Source organism: Arthrobacter sp. BGA-UO-ETr-C19 (assembly GCF_059568005.1).
In genome coordinates this window covers 1-18865 of sequence record NZ_JCAQPC010000023.1, presented here as the reverse complement: position 1 = coordinate 18865, position 18865 = coordinate 1, and the positions used below count along the sequence as shown (strand labels likewise).

Sequence of the window (18865 nt, the reverse complement as noted above, 5' to 3'; positions counted from 1 at the left end):
GGGGATAACTCAATCTGTTTAGTATGCAAGCAGTGTTGCATTAGATAAAGTGCATACTTCTAACCAGTATTCGTTAGTCCAACTATTCATTTGTGCAACCAAGGAACAGCCCATGCTTGATGTCCGCCGGTTGAGGCTGCTCCGCGAGCTGAAGATCCGGGGCACGCTCGCCGAGGTGGCCGCAGCCCTGCAGTACAGTCCTTCCTCAGTCTCCCAACAACTGGCCCTGCTTGAGAAGGAAGTGGGGGTGGAACTGCTCAGGAAAACCGGCCGCCGCGTGCAGCTCACACCGCAGGCCGAGGTTCTGGTGGCGCATACCGCCCACCTGCTGGAAACGCTGGAACAGGCGGAGGCAGACCTGGCGGCATCGCTGACCACGGTTTCGGGCACCGTGCGGATCGCCGTCTTCCAGTCCGCCGCGCTGGCACTCATGCCGGACGCGCTGACCCGCCTCGCCGCGACCTACCCCGAGGTCCGAATCGAGATGACACAGCGGGAACCGGAGACGGCGTTGCATGAGACGTGGGCCCGGGACTTCGACCTGGTCATCGCCGAGCAGTATCCCGGCCATGCGGCGCCCCGCTACCCCGAGCTGGACCGTGTGCGCCTGACGAGTGACGCCATCCGCCTCGCAGTACCGCCGCCCGCCGAGGGCAGGGCGAACGTCGACTCACTCGCAGACACGGCAGAGATGCCCTGGGTGATGGAACCGCGCGGCGCGGCGTCGCGGCACTGGGCCGAGCAAGCCTGCCGGAGTGCAGGCTTCGAGCCCGACGTCCGCTTTGAAACAGCGGACCTCCAGGCCCAGATCCGCCTGATCGAGTCCGGAAACGCAGTCGCCCTGATGCCGGACCTGGTGTGGACCGGCCGGGGCACCACGGCCCAGCTGCTGGATCTCCCCGGCAAGCCGAGGCGGACGGTGTTCACGTCTGTGCGGCGCTCCGGTGCGCAGCGTCCCGCCATCCTCGCGGCCCGGGAAATCCTTGCCTCCACGGCCGCCTCCATCGCGGCTGCCCAGGAAATCGACACTGGAGCGGACGCCTCCGGCGCCCCCGCTACAACGCCCGCAACGGCAGCAGCCGCAGCAGGAGCCGGAGAAGGAGCGCCAGGAGGCGGAGAATCGGTGTAGCGGGGTGTTCCCTGGCTCACAGCCAAGCGTTGACCCCGGCGTTAGACTGTTCACGTTATGAATCGCACAATGTTTAAGTCCAAGATCCACCGCGCCACTGTCACGCACGCGGACCTGCACTACGTGGGGTCGGTCACCGTTGACCTGGACCTGCTGGATGCTGCCGACATCATGCCCGGCGAGCTCGTGGCCATTGTGGACGTCACCAACGGCGCCCGCCTCGAGACCTATACCATCGCCGGCGAGCGCGGTTCCGGCGTCATCGGGATCAACGGCGCGGCCGCGCACCTGATGCACGAAAACGACGTCGTCATCCTGATCACCTACGCCCAGATGACCACGGATGAGGCCAAGGCCTACACCCCCAAGGTGGTCCACGTGGACAAGGACAACAAGATTGTCCAGATCGGCAACGACCCCGCGGAGGGCCACACCACCGGTCTCATGCGCCCGCCGTTCGCATTGAACAACGCCACGTGCAGCTGACGGCGCCCCTCTGACTTATCCCGGGCACCTGGCTGCCCGAATGGCGAGATCCCGGCCACAAGGTGAACCGCCGCTGAATAAATCTGATTAGGCTGGGATGGTGGACGCCCCCGCCCGTAGACCCGAGCCTTCAGAGACACCCGAATGCTAGGCGTTCTCGCAGGCTTTTTTGTGGTCTGGTCCATCATCCTGGTGGGCATGTTCGTGGGCCGGCGCAAGATCCTGGGCGAGAACGCCCGGCAGGTCCTGAGCGGGCTGACCTTCTTCGTGGCCAGTCCCGCACTGCTTTTCGAGACGCTGAGCAGGGCGAGCCTGCGCGACGTGTTCGCGGCGCCGCTGCTCGTGGCAGCAGTCGGTGCTGTCACCACCGCCGCCCTGTTCTTTGTCATCGTCAGGTTCCTGCTCAAGCGCACCGTCCCGGAATCACTGATGTCGTCGATGAGCGCCTCGCTGGCCAACTCCGCCAACCTGGGCATCCCGATTGCCGTGTACGTCCTCGGCGACGCCAGCCATGTCGCTCCCCTGTTGATCTTCCAGCTCGCGTTTTTCACGCCGCTGTTCCTCATGGCGCTCGATGCCACCACCAGCTCGCACCGGACCACGCCGCTGCGGTTCGTGATGCTGATCCTGAAGAATCCGATGATCGTCGGTTCTGCCCTTGGCCTGCTGGTCGCCGGAACGGGCTGGCAGGTCCCGCCACTGCTTCTGGAGCCCATCCACCTGATCGGCGGTGCCGCAATTCCGGCCATGCTGATGGCCTTCGGCATGAGCCTGAACGGGTCAAAGCCGCTGCAGGCGGCCGCGGGCAGGAGAACCGATGCCCTGCTGGCCAGCGGCTTCAAGCTCTTCGTCCACCCGGCGATCGCGTACATCTTTGCACGCTTCGCCCTCGGGCTCGACGGCCCGGCACTGTTCGCCGTGGTGGTCACGTCCGCCCTGCCTACGGCGCAGAATGTGTTCGTCGCGGCCAGCCGGTACAAGGCCGGGCTCACGGTGGCGAAGGATACCGTCCTGATCACCACGATCGTGGCCGTGCCTGCGATGATCGGTGTGGCCCTGCTTCTGGCATAACTGCCGTCCCATCCCTGACCGCCCCGCGGCTGCCGCCCGAACTGGAGGAAACCTTGAACACCACCCTGGACACCGTGATCATCGGAGGCGGAGCCATGGGTTCCGCTGCCGCCTGGGCGCTGGCCGCACGGGGGCGCGACGTGACCCTGCTCGAGCAGTTCACGCCCGGCCACCATAAGGGTGCCTCGCACGGCGCAACGCGGAACCTGAGCCTCTCCTACGCCGAACCCGAGTACGTCACCATGCTGGCCGAAACGCTGAAGCTCTGGGCCGAGCTCGAAGACGAGAGCGGCGAGCGGATGCTGGCGCGCACCGGCGTCGTCAACCACGGCCCCGACCCCCGCATCGGCGACATCCACGCAGCACTGAACAGCGCCGGCCTCCGGGCCGACTTCGTTCCGCTCGCCGAAGCCGGCGAGCGCTGGCGTGGCATCCGCTTCGACCAGCAGGTTCTTCACATGCCCGACGGCGGCCAGCTCAACCCCGAGGCCGCCCTCCCGGCGTTCCAGCGGCTCGCGGCACGGAACGGCGCGGCCATTCGGCACGGCGTGAGGGTTGTGGGGCTGGAAATACTCGACGACGGCGTCCGGCTCACCGTGGACGACGGCGGGCGGACGGAGGTGCTCACCGCCCGGCAGGCTGTGGTCACCGCAGGCGGCTGGACGTCCAAGCTGCTCGCAGCCTCAGTCGCCACGCCGCGCCTGACCGTCACGCAGGAGCAGCCGGCCCACTTCGGCATCACCGACGACGGCGCCGCTTGGCCGGGCTTCAACCACTTCCCCGGCGAGGGCGGGGACTACGCGGGCTTCTACTCCCCCGTGTACGGCATGCTGACACCCGGCGAGGGCGTCAAGGCGGGCTGGCACGGCGTGGGGCCGGTGGTGGACCCGGACCGGAGGTCCTACCTGCCCGAACCGCGCCAGCGCGCAGCCCTGCAGCAGTACGCGCGGGACTGGCTGCCCGGCGTGGACGCCGACGCCATGACCGACATCAGCTGCACCTACACGACCGCCCCGGACCACAACTTCGTGCTGGACCGGGTCGGCCCCGTCGTCATCGGGGCGGGCTTCGCCGGGCACGGCTTCAAGTTCACGCCGGTGGTGGGCCGGATCCTCGCGGACCTCGCCACCGGCGACGGCCCGGCACCGAAAATCTTCGCGGCCTCCCGCGCCTAGAGCTCCCGTCCCTGGACCTCGCAGCCCCTGGGTTCAGCTCCGCTGGTGCCGGTCCAGGAGCCGGGCGCAGCGGATGAACCCGAGGTGTGAGTACGCCTGCGGGTGGTTCCCCAGGTGCGTCTCGGTGCCGGGGTCATACTCCTCCGGCAGCAGCCCGGTGGGTCCGAACAGGTTGACCAGCTGGTCGAAGAGGTCCCAGGCTTCGGCGATCCGGCCCACCGCCACATACGCCTCGATCAGCCAGGTGGTGCAGATGTGGAAGCCGCCCTCCAGGCCCGGCAGCCCGTCGTCGTATTTGTACCGGAAGACCGTGGGGCCCACACGGAGTTCCCGCTCCACCGCGGTGACGGTGTCCAGGAACCGCTGGTCGGTGGCGTCGAGCAGGCCGGACAGTCCGATGTGCAGGACCGCGGCGTCAAGGTCGGGGCTGTCGTAGGCGACCGTGTAGGACGCCGCGCTGTGGTCCCACCCCTCGCGGAGCACCTCGTTCCGGATGGTCGCGGCCGTGTCCGCCCAGGCAGGCTCGGGGCTGCGGCCGTGGCGTGCGGCGGTGCGGAGCGCGCGGTCCAGCGTGACCCAGCACATCACCTTGGTGTAGACGTGGTGCCGCGGTGCGCGGCGCGCCTCCCAGATGCCGTGGTCCGCCTCATGCCACCGCGCCAGCACGGCACTGGCCATCTGGACCAGCAGCTCCCAGTGCTCGTCCGCCAGCGAACCCCGGGACTCACTCAGCCCGTGGACCAGCTCGGCGATCGGGCCAAAGACATCCAGCTGGACCTGGTGGTCCGCGGCGTTGCCGATCCGCACGGGACGCGAGCCCGCATATCCGGGCAGGCTCTCGATGATGGCCTCCGTGGACAGTGGCGCGCCGGTGACGGAATACAGCGGATGCAGCCACTCCGGCCCCGGCGCGTTGGCCAGGATACCGGTCAGCCACCTGAGGAAACCGTCCGCCTCCACCGTTGACCCCAGATCCACCAGGGCGCTGACGGTCATGGAGCCGTCGCGCAGCCAGCAGTAGCGGTAATCCCAGTTGCGGGTCCCGCCGATGCCCTCCGGAAGGGACGTGGTAGGGGCCGCCAGCACCGCGCCGGTGGGCTCGTGGACCAGCGCGCGCAGCACCAGCGCCGAGCGCCGCACGAGGGACGGCTTGACGGACGGCAGCGTCAGGCCCTGCACCCAGTGGCGGGAGTGATGGGCGACGGCGGCCCTGCGGTCTGCTTCTTCCGTCGCCGCTACGTCCGGCACCGCCTCGTCCGTCCCCGCTTTGTCCCGCCAGGACAGCTGCTGGGGCTCCGTGTCGCCGCACCGGAGGTTGAGGACAACCGGTCCGCGCTGCAGGTTAACCTCGGCGGTGGCCGTTGCGTGCCGCCCGTCCGAGGTGATGGTGAAGCTGACGTCCGGCGCCAGCAGGATGATGGGGTCGGAGGTGCCGACGACGTGAAGCTCGCCGCCGCGTGCCTCCATGCTGAAGGGCGCGTTGGCATAATCCGGCCGGGGGGCGAAAACGATCCGGGCCACACCGGTGCCGGACAGCACCCGGACCAGGCTGGTGATCCCTTCCGGGGCGGGCTCAAGATAGTCGGTGACGGTGAGGTCCGCCCACCGGGTTTCCACGATCATCGTGCTGTCCACGTACCGCTGGCCCAGCACCCGCGACGCCTTGACCGGTTCCACAGAGAAGTGACCGGCGGCGTCGCCACCCAGGATGTGGGCAAAGAGGGAGCCCGAGTCCGGCAGCGGGTGGCTCATCCAGCAGATCTTTGCCTCGGGCGTCACCAGTGCCGTGGACGAACCGTTCCCGATCATCGAGTGCCGCTCCAGGCCGACGGCGTCCTCACCGAAAAGCCAGGCGCGGCGCAACTCAAAGAGGATTCCGAGCACACGGGCGAACGATTCCGGATCCTTCAGCCGGTGCTTGGCCGGCGACGGCAGGTCCCCCACCCACATACCCATGTCCGGGCCGCGCAGCGTGGCCATGGCCAGTTCGTCGCTCACGGCATCCCCCGCGTACAGCGCGGCGCTCACACCCAGGCGTGCCCGCAGGTGGTCCAGGGCATCGGCCTTGGAGGGCTGCACCACGGACAGGTCCAGGACGGAGCCGTCCACAATGAAGAACAGCCCGAGGGCCCGGGCAACCTCCTCGGCCTTCCCGGCACATTTGGCCGCGACGTCCGGGGCGGCGGACCTGGTGTGGACAGAGACCGCGACGGGCTTCCGTTCGATGGTGATTCCCTTGTAGGCTCCCACGGCTTCAAGCAGGGCCTGGTTGGCCTGCTGCAGCACGGATTCGGTGGACAGGGACAGTCCGTGCGCGAATCCCATGTCGAACTCCGCCCCGTGCGAACCCACCAGGTGGACCTCCGCGGGAAGCCTGGAAACCGCGGCCAGGTCGCGCAGCGACCGTCCGGAGATGACCGCGGCATGCGTGTTGGGCAGGGCTGCCAGTGCCCTGAGGGCAATCGCAGCACTGCCGAGCGGCAGTGTTTCCGTGGAGATGCCTTCTGCGGCGCACAGGGTCCCACCGTAATTGCAGGCGACGAGCAGTCCCGGCGTCCGGGCCAGAATCTTAAGTTCGCCGAGCAGTTGGGGGGTGAGCCCGTCGTCGGCCGCCTCTGTTTGGACGAAGGCCCGCAACAGGCCCAGCGGCAAGGATTTGGTCAGCAGTGCGGAATCGGCCACCGTCTGGTTAAGCGGAGTGGGCATGCGCGGCAATCCTTCGGATCATCCCCAATCGGTACTGGACACCTAAAGTGTCCGCCGCGGCCGTTTCCCCCGAATATCCCCGTCATTGCGTTCGTGTAACTTTGTGGGCTTTGTTCCGGCCAGCCGGGTCAGCAGTTGGGCGAATCGTATTCGTAGGCTCCGGCATCGGCAGCGGCCGTTCCCGCGCAGTCCCCGTTCTGCACGGAAGGGGCTTTCATGAGGTCCACCGTGTACGGCGTGGTGCCGGCCCTGTCGATGGCCGGACTCGTGCCCGTCAGGCGGAGGTCCGCGGGTGCACTGGCGAAGCGGGCGGGCGCCGTGCTCGATGTGCTGTTCGGGGTGATGTTGACGGGTCCGTTCAGCACGTTCTGCTTCTCGGTCCAGCCGGAACCGTTGATCCACAGCGAGTTCTTGACCCCCACCAGGATGTTGGCACGGATTACCGTTGAGGCCGGGCAGGTCGCGTGGCACACGACCGCCTGCGACTGGGTGCCGTTCAGGTAGACCGTGTTGAACTCAAAAACGGTGCCATTGGTGGGACCGAACGATGTTCCGTTTCCACGGGCAATGAGGCCCTTGGCCTCGGAGCAGTTGGCGCCGCAGGTTGAGCGGATGAGGTTGTACCGGAACGTGTTGCCGTCCGCCGTTCCCGAGGACTTTCCAAGTTCGGAGAAGTTGTTGTTGTCCAGCGACACGTTGTGGTGGATGTTGTTGCGGTTCCCGTTGTAGATTTCGAACGCACCGCCGTCCTGGTTGTAGTCGTAGGACTTGCCGGTGGACCCGCTGACGGTGTTGCCGGAAAACTCGTTGTCGCTGCCGTTGATCAGGACGCCAAAAGCCCCCGAGTCGTCGCTGCAGTTCACGGCGGCCGACGTTCCGCAATTAGTGCCCGGCGTATTCACATTCATCACGTTGTTGCCGGTGAGCGAATTTCCCGTGTATTTGCCGAAATCAGACCCGGTGCCCACCTTAAGCCCAACGGCGTTGTTGGCCGCGCTGGAGTTCCTAACAGTATTGCGGTCGCCGGTGACACTGATTCCGGCGTAGCCGCAGGCCACCGCGCGGAGACCCTCAACTGTGGTGTAGTTGCCATTGATCCGGATGCAGTTTCCGGATTTTCCGCCGGTGACGACGGGGGCATTGCCCGTGCCATAGCTGTTCAGTGTGATGGGGGCGGTGGAGGTTCCGCTTTGTGCGGTGACGACGCCGCCACTGAAGGTGTCGCCCCGGCGGAAACTGACCGTGTCACCGGGCTTGAGGACCGCCTGGTTGACCCTGGACAGCGTCTTCCATGCGGACGTGCCGGCCGTGCCGGAATTGCTGTCACTGCCGGCGGCGCTGACATAGTATGTGGTGCCCGCGGCGGACGCCGGAGCAGCAGCTCCGGCAATTAATCCGCTGACCATGAGGAAGGTCGCGAGAGTCGCGGCGGCCGGAGACTTGATCTTCATATTTTTACCTGCATCTGATCAATGGCGGGAAGTGCTTTGTGGCAGAGCAATGCCTTTTTCATAGAGCACCCCTCGCACGGTCCGGTGAATTCAGATCAGGCACACCGAATTACCCCTGCTCGCGGCATCCGGAGCGGGACAACGGCGTGTAGTGATTTGAGACCGCTACATTCAACCCAGCCGGCAATGAGTGTTTAGATTGAGACCTTGCGGACTTAAAGCTAGGTTCCGCCCCGGCCGAAGTCAAAAGAAATCAGCTGAATAATGACGCACTGAATGCTCCATTATGCGGCTGTCATTTCCCGCTCCAGGCGTTGACCTGCAGGTTTAGTCAAAGCGCAACCACCGGAGCGGGCTAATATTTCTTTCCGTTAGGTTCAGACGCTGACCAGTCCGGCTACCTCAGCAAGGAGCTCAACGGAGCGCAGCCGTTCTGAAGTACCGGTGCTCTGGTGCGCCACGATCAGCTCATCGGCGTCGGCGTGCCGGGCAAAGCCGTCCAGGTAGTCCAGCACGACGTCCGGGGTGCCCACGGCCGAGTACTTCATCATCTGCGAGACGTGCTGTCCCTGCGGCGAGTCCAGGATCATGTCCGCTTCGTCGTCGGTGAATTGCCGCCCACCGCCGAAGAACAGTGAGACGCGGGCACGCATCGTGGCGCGCAGCATCTCCTGGGCGTCCGAGGCAGCATCGGCGGCCACCACGTTGACGCCTGCGATGACGTGCGGCGCGGCCAGCTGCTCTGACGGCTTGAACTCCCGGCGGTACACGGCGACGGCGTCCTGCAGCGCGTTCGGGGCGAAGTGGGAGGCGAAGGCGTACGGCAGCCCCAGCTGCGCCGCCAGCCGTGCTCCGAAGAGGGAGGACCCCAGGATGTAGAGGGGCACGTTGGTTCCCCTGCCCGGCGTGGCCTCGACGCCCTGGACGCGGGTGGGCCCGGTGAGGTAGCCCTGCAGTTCCAGGACGTCCTGCGGGAAGGTGTCGGCCGCATGCGGGTCGCGTCGCAGCGCCCGCATGGTGTTCTGGTCGCTGCCGGGCGCACGGCCGAGACCCAGGTCAATACGGCCGGGATGCAGGGTCTCCAGCGTGCCGAACTGCTCGGCGATGGTGAGCGGGGAATGGTTGGGCAGCATCACTCCGCCGGCGCCCAGACGGATGGTGTGGGTGTGGGCGGCGACATGCGCGATCAGGACGCTCGTGGCCGAGGACGCAATCGAGGACATGTTGTGGTGCTCGGCGTACCAGACGCGCCGGTACCCGAGCTTTTCGGCCAGCTGGGCCATGGCGACGCTCCCGGCAAAGCTCTCCGCCGCCGTCTGGCCCTTGCCGATGGTTGCCAGGTCGAGGATGGAGAGGGGAACAGTCACGGCAGGACGGCCTTTCGTAGGGGGTTGCGAGCTGCCGGCCCCGCAGTGGTCCGGCACGTTGGGAATAACGACGGCGGAGCCCGGGATATTTCTTTCCGCGGCGGTGACGCTGTCCACATATCCCGTCCATGCACGTCCGGCTATGCTGGCGGCATGGCCAACAAGTCCACCGCAGATAAAGTAGCCACCATCCAAAAGGGCTATGCCCTGGAGGGTGCCACCATCGAGCTGGGCGCCGCCATCGTGGACGGCGAACTGCACAAGGACGCTCCCGTCCGGCTGCCGCTGTCCATGATGAACCGGCACGGGCTGGTGGCCGGCGCCACCGGCACGGGCAAGACCGTCACCCTGCACATGATGGCGGAACAGCTCTCCACCGCAGGCGTGCCCGTGTTCCTGGCGGATATCAAGGGCGACCTCTCCGGGCTTGCCACGGCGGCGACCGGAAGTGACAAGCTGGCCAAGCGGACCGAGAGCATCGGGCAGGCCTGGTCCGGGAAGACGTTTCCGGTGGAGTTCCTGGCCCTTGGCGGGGACGGCGGCGGCATACCGGTCCGCGCCACGATTACCTCGTTCGGGCCCATCCTGCTCTCCCGGGTCCTGGAGCTCAACGACACGCAGGAATCCAGCCTCCAGCTCGTGTTCCACTTTGCGGACAAGAACGACCTTGAGCTGGTGGACCTGAAGGACCTCCGGGCCGTCATCCAGTTCCTGATCTCCGATGAGGGCAAGGAAGCGCTCAAGGAGCTGGGCGGCCTGTCCAAGTCCACTGCCGGCGTCATCCTGCGCGAGCTGGTGACTCTCGAGGCGCAGGGCATGGAACGTTTCTTCGGCGAGCCCGAGTTCGACACCGCCGAGCTGCTCCGCACCGCGCCTGACGGGCGTGGCGTCATCAGCTGCCTGGAGCTGCCCACCCTGCAGACCAAGCCGATGGTTTTCTCCACCTTCCTCATGTGGCTGCTCGCGGACCTGTTCGAGGACCTGCCCGAAGCCGGAGACCTCGACAAACCCAAGCTCGTGTTCTTCCTGGACGAGGCACATCTGCTCTTCAACGACGCCTCCAAGGCTTTCCTGGAAGCCATCACCACCACCGTCCGGCTGATCCGCTCCAAGGGAGTGGGCATTTTCTTCGTCACGCAGACCCCCAAGGATGTCCCCGCGGACGTCCTCGGGCAGCTGGCCAACCGCGTTCAGCACGCCCTCAGGGCTTTCACGCCGGAGGATGCGAAGGCGCTCAAGGCCACCATCTCCACGTTCCCGGTCAGCGACTACGACCTCGAGGAAACCCTGACCTCCGCAGGCATCGGCGAAGCCGTGATCACCGTGATGAACGAGAGAGGAGCCCCGACGCCGGTTGCCCTGACCCGCCTCCGGGCGCCGGAGTCCGTCATGGGCCCCAGCGCCGTCGAACTGGTCAGGAGCACCGTGGCGGGGTCCGCGCTGCTCGCAAAGTATGGCACTGCGGTGGACAACGTCTCAGCGTACGAGAAGCTGACCGGCAAGGCCGGGGCGTCCACAGGCGCCGCGGCACCCGGCCAGCCGCCGGTGCCGTCACCCGAAGTGTTCGCCCCGGGCAGTCCTGACCCGACAGCCATCGACGACGAAGCCCGCCGCATCGAGGAGGAGATCCTCGGCCGTCCCAGCAGCAGGCAGCCCCACCCCGGACAGCCCAGTAGCGGGCAGGGGTCCGTACCGCCGCCCCCGGCCAGGCGCCAGGCTCCCCAGTCCGGCGGCATGATGGACGACATCACCGGCGCCCTCGGCGGGGTCCTTGGCAGCGGCCTGAAAAGCATGGCCAGGTCCGTGGGAACGCAGCTTGGCCGGGAACTCCTGCGGGGCGTTTTCGGCACCTCGTCCCGGCGCCGCCGGTAGCTGAAGGTAGCGCCGAAAGCGGCGGGTGGGGCCCCGCCGTCGGGCATTCCTGCGCCCTGGGCGGGCGTCATGGGGACTGGCGCAACTCCAGAGTTGCGTGGCGTTGCAGGTAACGTGGGGTGCGTGCAAATGAGTCAAGCGTTGGTAAAAGCGGCGGCCGGATGGCTGCTGGGCCTCATGCTTGCCATCGTTGGCGCCATCGTTTCGGTCAATCTGGTCAACTCCTCCGTGGCCAGTCCGCAGCAGCCCGTGCGCGAATATCTGGAGGCCCTGCAGCACGGCGAAGGCGAGCGGGCGCTTGGCCTGCTCCGCGCGTCGGTGCCGGATGCCGACGCCGCCATGCTCGACGGAACTGCCCTGCAGACGTCGGCATCGCGGATCACGAACGTCAAGCTCGGCGCCGCCGTAGGGCGCGGCGGCAACCGGGTGATGGTGCCGATGGACTACACCATCGACGGCAGCCAGCTGCATACCGAGTTCCTGCTGGAGAGCACCGGCACCGAATGGCTGTTCTTCCACAAGTGGTCCTTCGTGCCGACCACCCTGCCCACCGTCGACGTGACGGTGGTGAACTCCAGCGAGGCAACGATGAACGGCGTGCCGGTGAACATGCCCGGCGGCCACAACAGCTTCGCGGTGTTCTACCCGGGCGAGTACGAGGCGTCCCTCAACGGCCAATACTTCGCAGCTCCCCCCACGCGGGCCACCGTCTCCGGACGGGAAGCTCCCGCTGCCCCGCTGAACCTGCTGACGCACGCCACGGATGAACTCAACCAGGCGGTGTCCGCCCGGGTCAAGGAGTTCCTCGACAAGTGCGCGGCGGAAGCCGGCAAGCAGCAAAAGCTCCAACCCGACTGCCCGTTCTACCATGTGACCAACAACCGCGTGGTGGACGGGACCATCAAGTGGAGCATCACCGAGTACCCGAAAATCACCATCGAACCTTTCGACGGCAGGTGGGTGGTGGCGCCGCTGGACGGCAAGGCAAAGATCACGGCCGAGCAGATCGATCTGTTCACCGGAGCCGTCTCGCCCCTGGACGTGGAGCACGATTTCAGCTTCACCACGCGACTGGACATCGATGGCGACACCATCAAGGTCACGCCCCTGCTCACGTTCTAGGGGCGGCGTCCGGGTCGTGCACGACGTCCGCACCCTCCGTCACGTCACGCAGAGCAGCTTTTTCACGCACCTCACCCCGTACAACGCGCCAATCCAAGGCGCAATTCATCCTCTCCGGTCAAAAACCCGCGTGGCGTGACGGCTGCCCTGCTCACCGGGATGCCGGCCGCGCTCCCCCTCGCCCCGCGAGGACTGCCTGGACCTCGGCCAACATATGTTCGGGCCGGTGGATCACGTCTGCGTAATAGTAGCGAAGCACCGTGTACCCCTGGACCACCGACCTGTTATTCCGTTGGTGGTCCTTCTTCACCTGCGTCCAGTCGCTATGCTGCCTGCCGTCGAGTTCCACCACGAGCCAGCCCTCAAGCAGCAGGTCAACATAGCCAACTCCTTCGATATACACCTGAGCCTCGGCGTGGATGCCGGCCTTGCGAAACGTTGTCCGGGCCAACGTTTCGAGGAGCGACTCGGCGCCCCGGTCCACCCAACGCAGCACCTGACGGGCCTTGCCGTTTCGCTTGCCCGGCAACCGCTGCTGCAGGAACTGCAAGGACATGTCTCCCCGTCCCACTGCGCACTCCACCATCACGAGCGACTCCCGTGGAGGCAGGCAGCGCAGTGCGTGGATCAGGACGTCGCCCAGGGCTGCGACGGGACGGTGTGGGTGCGGCGGCAGGCTTAGTTCCCGGTGAGCCACCTCGCCCTCAGCAGCTATGTCCCGGCGGTGGTGGACATGCAGCAGCTCAGCTGGCGCCACAGCCCACAGCCCGTAGAACGGCGCCGCGCTGATGCAGGTAAGGAGTTGCCGTCGAACGAGCAGCGCCACGTCGGCCGGAGCCGCAGAGGGAAGGGCATAGATCCCGCGGGCAGGCTGCAGGAGACCTGCACGTACCGCCCTGCGCAGGGCAGCATCGCTGACCCCAAGACCGGCCAGCACCGGCCGCCTGGCCACGCCGCCGCATACGGTGAGCGCGCGAATAACGTCCATGCCGCCATCGTGCACGCGCAACGGACGCCCAAGTACCAGCCATTTCCTGTATGTGGACTTCCGGGCCGTCACGCTGGGCAAGTTTTTGAGTCTTGGGCTGCCCACGGCCCGCGAGTTTCCGGCGCGCGCCTCCCCCTGCATACGCAAAAGGCTGCCGGCCGTGACGCCGAAGTAGCGTCCACGAACGGCAGCCGATGCAACCGCTGGGATTAGTCCATGCCGCGCAGGTCCAGCACCAGGTCGGTGTCGCCGTCGGCCTGCAGCACCACGGGAATGCCCCAGTCCTGCTGGTACAGGTGGCAGGCGGCGTGGTCGGGGATCTCGCCGTCTTCGGTTTCGGGGCCGTCACAGGCAGCCGCGCGGGCCGTAATGTGCAGGATGCCCTCCGGAACGTCGGAGGCCAGCTCGAGCGTACGGAGCAGGCCCACGGAGGTCCCGCCGCCGGACACGAGCAGCTCCGGCGGGGTGGAGGAGATCTTCAGCTGGGTGGGGTCGCCCCAGCGGTCATCGAGTTTCTGGCCGGTAGGCGCCGTGAAGCGGACCGTGAGCTCCAGCAGCCCGGGCGCCACAGGGCTCTTGGGCCGGTGCGTCTGGGCAGCGCCCTCGTCCACCTGCTGGGCTTCCTTGGGGATGGGCACGTACACAAGCTGGTGCTTGTTCGCTTCCACCACTACCAGCAGCGGCTCGGAGCCGGCCACCTGGGTGTGGTCGACGATCACATCCGACGGCTCGGCCAGGCCCCGCGCCAGCGTGGACACGGTACCGGCGGCCGGATCGTAGCGGCGCACAGCACCGTTGTAGGTGTCGGCCATGGCCACGGACCCGTCCGGCAGCACGGTGACGCCCAGCGGATGCTGCAGGCGCGCCTCGGATGCCTCGCCGTCGCGGAAGCCGAAGTCGAAGAGGCCCTTGCCCACCGCTGATTCAACGGTGACTGTTCCGTCGTCGCCGATCACCAGCTTGCGCAGGGCAGAGGTCTCGGAGTCCGCCACCCAGATGTTTCCGTCGGCGTCCTCGGCCAGACCTGACGGCTGCGCGAACCAGGCCTCGTGGGCAGGCCCGTCCAGCAGGCCTTCCAGTCCGTTGCCGGCGACGATCGAGACATCCCCGGTGAGCGGCTCGTAGCTGAAGATCTGGTGCACACCGGCCATGGCGATCACCACGGCGTTCAGCTTGCTGGACCAGACCACATCCCACGGCGAGCTGAGCGCCACGTCCAGGGGGTGGTCCCCGAGGCGTCCGGTGAAGCCGGCCGCGTCCTCGTCCACGCGGGCGGGTCCGGTTTCCAGGAGCCGCTGCACGCCGCTGCCGGCGAGGGTGGTGACGGTTCCGTCTGCGAGCGACAGTCCCCGCAGGCGGTGGTTGACGGAGTCGGCAATTACGACGTCGTAGCCCGTCTTCGCTGCCACGTCTTCCGGCAGCAGGACAAGACCCTGCGGTTCGTTGAACCGGGCAGTACCGGCGGAGCCGTCGGCGTGGCCCTTCTCCCCGGAACCGTACGTGCTCAGCACGGTGTGGAAGTCGGTGCCGAGTTCCAGGACGCGGTGGTGGCCGGTATCTGTGACAAGCCAGGTGCCGGCGTCAGCGGCGCCCGCGCCAGCGGCGCCGGCGGCAGCACCGGCGTCGGGCGCTGAACTGGCGGACACTGAACTGGCAGACAGTGAACCACGGCCGGACGGAAGGTAGAGCGCCTTGCCCGGGAAGCGCAGAGTTCCCGACGTCGGCTCCGGGGCCACGTAGGGGCCGTTGCCGCGGTGCAGGGTGCCGCGGGCCTCGTGCTCGGCGATCAGCTCGGGAATGAGCACGCCGAGGCCGTCAGCGTGGCCTTCGCCCGAAAGGTGCGCCACGATGTAGCCCTCGGGGTCAATGACCACCAGCGTGGGCCACGCGCGGGCCGTGTAGGCCTTCCACGTTTCCAGTTCGGGGTCGTCCAGGACCGGGTGGTGGATCTCGTAGCGCTCTACGGCGGCGGCCAGCGCGACGGGATCCGCCTCGTGCTCAAACTTCGGGGAGTGCACGCCCACGGTGACCAGGACGTCGGAGTACTTTTCTTCCAGCGGGCGGAGCTCGTCCAGCACGTGGAGGCAGTTGATGCAGCAGAAGGTCCAGAAGTCCAGGAGCACGATCTTGCCGCGCAGGGCTTCCAGGTCCAAAGACTTGCCGCCGGTGTTCAACCAGTTGCGGCCCACCAGTTCGGAGGCGCGGACCCGGAGGTGGGTGCGTACGGTTTCGCTCATCAGCGTCCTTCCAGCTTTGAGTTTCGTTCAGCCAGCTTGGCGTCGCGTTCCGCCAATTTGGCAAACATATCGTTGTAAGCGGTGAGATCGGCGTCGTTATTCCTGTCCGCGGCCCGGTCGGTGCGCCGGGTTTCGCGTTCATCGGATCTTGACCACATGATGGCGACGCCGATCGCCACCAGTAGCGTGGGCACTTCGCCGATGCCCCAGGCCACGGCACCGCCCATTTGCTGGTCCAGCAGGGCCGAGCCTCCCCAGCTGCGGCCGAGGTTGCCGAAGTAGTCGGCGGCCAGCAGGTTGGTGCCGCCCATGATGGCCACGCCGAAGAAGGCGTGGAACCCCATGGTGGCGAGCAGGAGCAGGAGCCGCAGGGGGTACGGCGCGCGGCGGGGAAGCGGGTCGGTGCCGATCATGCTGAGCACGAAGATGTACCCCGTCAGCGCAAAGTGCAGGTTCATCAGTTCGTGGCCCACGTGTTCGCGCATCGCGAGGCTGAAGGCGTCCGAGTAGTAGAACAGCACGATGGAGCCGGCGAAGTTGGCGGCGGCGAACAGCGGGTGGGTGACCACCTGCGAGAACTTCGAGTGGACGAACAGCAGAAGCCATTCCCGGAGGCCGCGGGACCCGTCCTTCCGCGCCGGAAGGGCCCGGAGCGCAAGCGTCACGGGGGCGCCGAGCACCAGGAAAATCGGGGCAACCATCGTGAGGGCCATATGGTCCACCATGTGCGCTGAGAACAGTACGCGGCCGTATACCGACGGCGGTCCCGACGTGATGTAGGTCAGCACCAGCAGCCCGATGATCCAGTTTGTCGTGCGGAACCAGGCCCACTTATCCCCGCGCGCCCGGACCTTGGCCACGCCCAGGAGGTAGGACACCAGGCCGAAGATGACGACGGCGATCCAGAGCCAGTCCAGGCGCCATTCGGTGAGCCAGCGTTCGGGCGTCAGTTCCGGGGGCAGCTCGTAGCCGGAGAGGATGAATGCCGGCGAGGCATCCGCGGCATAGGTTGTTGGTTCCGGCGGCGCTGACCGGCCCAGTGCGACTGCGATGCCGGACGTGGCGCCCATAATGAGGAGTTCGATGAGAATCAGCTGCCAGAGCACGCGCCGCGCGGACATGGCAGCCCCCGCACGGGCCAGCTGCGGGATGACCCACTGCCGGTGCATGAAGCCGATTCCGCCCAGTACCAGTGTGGCGGCGGACTTCGCGAGGATCAGCTGCCCGTAGGCCGAGCCGAAGAGGTCAACCCAGCTGGTTACGCGGACGCTGGCGTTGATGACGCCCGACGCGAACACCAGGGCAAATGCAAACCCCGCGAGTGACGAGAACCGGCGGAGGACCGGTTCGGTGATGTCGTGGCCGCCCGGCTGGGACGCCTGGCCGCTGCGGGCCTGGCTGCGCGGGGCGAGGGTACCGGAGAGGAGGGCGAGCAGGATAATGCCGCCCACCCAGACGCTGACCCCTACCAGGTGCAGGCCCAGCGAGTTGATGGCGCCCTCGTGGTCGTTGGAGCTGGCGGAGTGGCCGATCAGGGCGGTGGGAACCAGGCCGATCAAGGCCAGCAGCAGCGTAAACACCAGGCCGGTCAGGGAGCGCACCCCGAAGAGAGCGGTTGTCACGACCGCTGCGATGATCGTGACGGCCAGCCAGGCGCGCCCGGTTTCAATGTCTGTCATGAAGTACACGAGGGCCCGGGTGAATTCGGCATCCCCGGAAATGCCCTGCCCCGCCACATCAGAGTACGTCAGCACCAGGACGGCAATGGCGGACAACGTCCAGGCCACGCCTGCGGCCGCCGCGATGGCAAGGGCGCGGGTGAAGGCGGGGTGCTCGGGCGCGTCACTGTCTTTCGACCGCGCATCACCGAGCTTGTGCGGCAGGATGCCTGCAGCGAAGATGAGCCCGCCGACTACAGCGGCAAGTGAGACATTGTGGATGGCTTTGCTGACCGGCAGGCCCCAACGCACCAGCGCACCGGGGTCGGAAACTTCGCGGGCGGCCGCGGCACCGGAGAACAGCAAGGCGGCCACCAGTCCCAGGAAGAGGGCACCGAGTCCGGCCAGCTGCCAGGCCCGCTGGATGCCGAAGGCACTGTCAGCGGCCCGTGTACCCGAATCGGGCGCGGGTTGCGGAGTAAGGGGTTTTGCTGCTGAGGGCACCTATCCATTGTCCGCTACCGTCGCCAAGGCGGCGAATCGAAGGTTTGGCGGATCGACGGTTTGGCGCATCGACGGTTAAAAGCAAGAGGAGCGGCAACCCGTGGGTTGCCGCTCCTCTGAGCTGCGAAAGACTACTTCTTGGAGACAGCGGCCTTCAGCTTGGAGCCTGCGGTCAGCTTGACGCTGTGGCCGGCTGCAATCTGGATGGTCTCGCCGGTCTGCGGGTTGCGGCCGGTACGGGCTGCACGGTCGGTGCGCTCAACTGCGAGCCAGCCCGGGATGGTGATCTTCTCGCCGGCGGCGACAGAAGATTCGAAAACCTCGAACAGTGCATCGAGCACGGAGTTGACGGCTGCCTGGCTGGTGCCGGCCTTGCCTGCTACCTCTGAAACAAGTTCACTACGGTTCTTAGCCATGTATGTCCTCCTGGACGCTCTTGATTCTGGATCCTGCATGCGGCGTGCGTGCAAGCCACTGTTCGAAAACTTACCAGCTTGCACCCGGGAGGGGGATAAATTCCGCGTGTTTCCGCGACTTTTTGACCTAAATCACCGGTATTTCAAGGATTTCCAGTCAAAAGCGGCCTCCGACCCGGATCCTTCCTCAGTTCCTGCCGCTTCCATCCCGACGCTTCCTCAGGTCCTGTCGCTTCCATCCCGACGCTTCCTCAGGTCCTGCCGCTTCCATCCCAACGCTTCCTCAGGTCCTGCCGCTTCCATCCCAACGCTTCCTCAGGTCCTGTCGCTTCCATCCCGACGCTTCCTCAGCTGTTGGCGCTGGGGCCGGTATTCGCGGGCGGGGGCCGGGACGTCCGGCAGGGGCGGTGCCGTTGGTTGAACCCTATCGACCCCAGGCCCGTGCCCGCGCGTATGCGCCAGGGCCCGGGGGGCCGGGGCTGGGTGTGGAAACCGGGGTTAAATGCGGGAGAGCCCCAACCATGACTGGTTGGGGCTCTCGACCTAATGGTTGTCCGGCGGTGACCTACTCTCCCACACCCTCCCGGGTGCAGTACCATCGGCGCTGTGGGTCTTAGCTTCCGGGTTCGGAATGGGACCGGGCGTTTCCCCCACGCTATGACCGCCGTAACCCTGTGTCCCGT

Annotated in this window: 13 protein-coding genes and 1 rRNA gene; 6 read left to right on the top strand and 8 right to left on the bottom strand. The window is 66.6% G+C overall.

Annotated features, from left to right (window positions below; all coding sequences use genetic code 11):
- The first annotated feature begins 112 nt into the window (after positions 1-112).
- From AC57BR_RS16270 to AC57BR_RS16255, 4 genes are all read left to right on the top strand, one after another.
- Positions 113-1129, top strand: a complete 1017-nt coding sequence (locus AC57BR_RS16270) for a LysR substrate-binding domain-containing protein (protein WP_496362356.1) — start codon at positions 113-115, stop codon at positions 1127-1129.
- A 57-nt stretch (positions 1130-1186) separates the two neighbouring features.
- Positions 1187-1615: an aspartate 1-decarboxylase gene (gene panD, locus AC57BR_RS16265; RefSeq protein ID WP_496362354.1), complete on the top strand. Its 429-nt coding sequence runs from the start codon at positions 1187-1189 to the stop codon at positions 1613-1615.
- 144 nt (positions 1616-1759) lie between these two features.
- Positions 1760-2686: an AEC family transporter gene (locus AC57BR_RS16260; protein ID WP_496362352.1), complete on the top strand. Its 927-nt coding sequence runs from the start codon at positions 1760-1762 to the stop codon at positions 2684-2686.
- Between the two features lie 53 nt (positions 2687-2739).
- Positions 2740-3861, top strand: coding sequence for an FAD-dependent oxidoreductase (locus tag AC57BR_RS16255; protein ID WP_496362350.1), 1122 nt, complete (start codon positions 2740-2742; stop codon positions 3859-3861).
- 33 nt (positions 3862-3894) lie between these two features.
- On the opposite strand, the gene AC57BR_RS16250 is transcribed toward AC57BR_RS16255, so the two are convergent.
- The 3 genes from AC57BR_RS16250 to AC57BR_RS16240 form a co-directional block, all read right to left on the bottom strand.
- The gene (locus tag AC57BR_RS16250; RefSeq protein WP_496362348.1) at positions 3895-6567 is read right to left on the bottom strand and encodes a trehalase-like domain-containing protein; all 2673 of its coding nucleotides are present in this window, start codon (positions 6565-6567) and stop codon (positions 3895-3897) included.
- Positions 6568-6695: 128 nt separating this feature from the next.
- Positions 6696-8018 (bottom strand): right-handed parallel beta-helix repeat-containing protein, encoded by a 1323-nt coding sequence (locus tag AC57BR_RS16245; RefSeq protein WP_496362346.1) that lies wholly within the window; start codon positions 8016-8018, stop codon positions 6696-6698.
- A 377-nt stretch (positions 8019-8395) separates the two neighbouring features.
- Positions 8396-9385, bottom strand: coding sequence for an LLM class flavin-dependent oxidoreductase (locus AC57BR_RS16240; RefSeq protein WP_496362344.1), 990 nt, complete (start codon positions 9383-9385; stop codon positions 8396-8398).
- A 153-nt stretch (positions 9386-9538) separates the two neighbouring features.
- Between AC57BR_RS16240 and AC57BR_RS16235 the strand changes: the two genes are divergently transcribed.
- Both AC57BR_RS16235 and AC57BR_RS16230 read left to right on the top strand, forming a co-directional pair.
- Positions 9539-11257, top strand: a complete 1719-nt coding sequence (locus AC57BR_RS16235) for a helicase HerA-like domain-containing protein (protein WP_496362342.1) — start codon at positions 9539-9541, stop codon at positions 11255-11257.
- Between the two features lie 129 nt (positions 11258-11386).
- The gene (locus tag AC57BR_RS16230) at positions 11387-12379 is read left to right on the top strand and encodes a hypothetical protein (RefSeq protein ID WP_496362341.1); all 993 of its coding nucleotides are present in this window, start codon (positions 11387-11389) and stop codon (positions 12377-12379) included.
- Between the two features lie 151 nt (positions 12380-12530).
- Here the strand turns inward: AC57BR_RS16230 and AC57BR_RS16225 are convergent, their stop codons facing one another.
- The 5 genes from AC57BR_RS16225 to rrf form a co-directional block, all read right to left on the bottom strand.
- Positions 12531-13367 carry a DUF559 domain-containing protein gene (locus AC57BR_RS16225; protein WP_496362340.1) on the bottom strand — a complete coding sequence of 279 codons (837 nt, stop codon included), beginning with the start codon at positions 13365-13367 and terminating at the stop codon, positions 12531-12533.
- A gap of 209 nt (positions 13368-13576) precedes the next feature.
- Entirely contained in the window at positions 13577-15604 is a 2028-nt protein-coding gene (locus AC57BR_RS16220; protein ID WP_496362339.1) for an NHL domain-containing thioredoxin family protein, read from the bottom strand.
- Positions 15604-17766: a bifunctional copper resistance protein CopD/cytochrome c oxidase assembly protein gene (locus tag AC57BR_RS16215; protein ID WP_496362338.1), complete on the bottom strand. Its 2163-nt coding sequence runs from the start codon at positions 17764-17766 to the stop codon at positions 15604-15606. Before AC57BR_RS16215 ends, AC57BR_RS16220 begins: the two co-directional genes overlap by 1 nt.
- A gap of 131 nt (positions 17767-17897) precedes the next feature.
- Complete coding sequence (locus AC57BR_RS16210; protein ID WP_003803320.1) at positions 17898-18182, bottom strand: HU family DNA-binding protein; 285 nt, start codon at positions 18180-18182, stop codon at positions 17898-17900.
- A 552-nt stretch (positions 18183-18734) separates the two neighbouring features.
- Positions 18735-18851 (bottom strand): 5S ribosomal RNA (rrf, locus tag AC57BR_RS16205).
- Positions 18852-18865 lie beyond the last annotated feature (14 nt).

Coding starts and splice junctions, on each gene's coding strand:
- AC57BR_RS16270 (WP_496362356.1), top strand. CDS start 113: ATGCTTGATGTCCGCCGGTTGAGGCTGCTCCGCGAGCTGAAGATCCGG.
- panD (WP_496362354.1), top strand. CDS start 1,187: ATGAATCGCACAATGTTTAAGTCCAAGATCCACCGCGCCACTGTCACG.
- AC57BR_RS16260 (WP_496362352.1), top strand. CDS start 1,760: ATGCTAGGCGTTCTCGCAGGCTTTTTTGTGGTCTGGTCCATCATCCTG.
- AC57BR_RS16250 (WP_496362348.1), bottom strand. CDS start 6,567: ATGCCCACTCCGCTTAACCAGACGGTGGCCGATTCCGCACTGCTGACC.
- AC57BR_RS16245 (WP_496362346.1), bottom strand. CDS start 8,018: ATGAAGATCAAGTCTCCGGCCGCCGCGACTCTCGCGACCTTCCTCATG.
- AC57BR_RS16235 (WP_496362342.1), top strand. CDS start 9,539: ATGGCCAACAAGTCCACCGCAGATAAAGTAGCCACCATCCAAAAGGGC.
- AC57BR_RS16230 (WP_496362341.1), top strand. CDS start 11,387: ATGAGTCAAGCGTTGGTAAAAGCGGCGGCCGGATGGCTGCTGGGCCTC.
- AC57BR_RS16225 (WP_496362340.1), bottom strand. CDS start 13,367: ATGGACGTTATTCGCGCGCTCACCGTATGCGGCGGCGTGGCCAGGCGG.
- AC57BR_RS16220 (WP_496362339.1), bottom strand. CDS start 15,604: ATGAGCGAAACCGTACGCACCCACCTCCGGGTCCGCGCCTCCGAACTG.
- AC57BR_RS16210 (WP_003803320.1), bottom strand. CDS start 18,182: ATGGCTAAGAACCGTAGTGAACTTGTTTCAGAGGTAGCAGGCAAGGCC.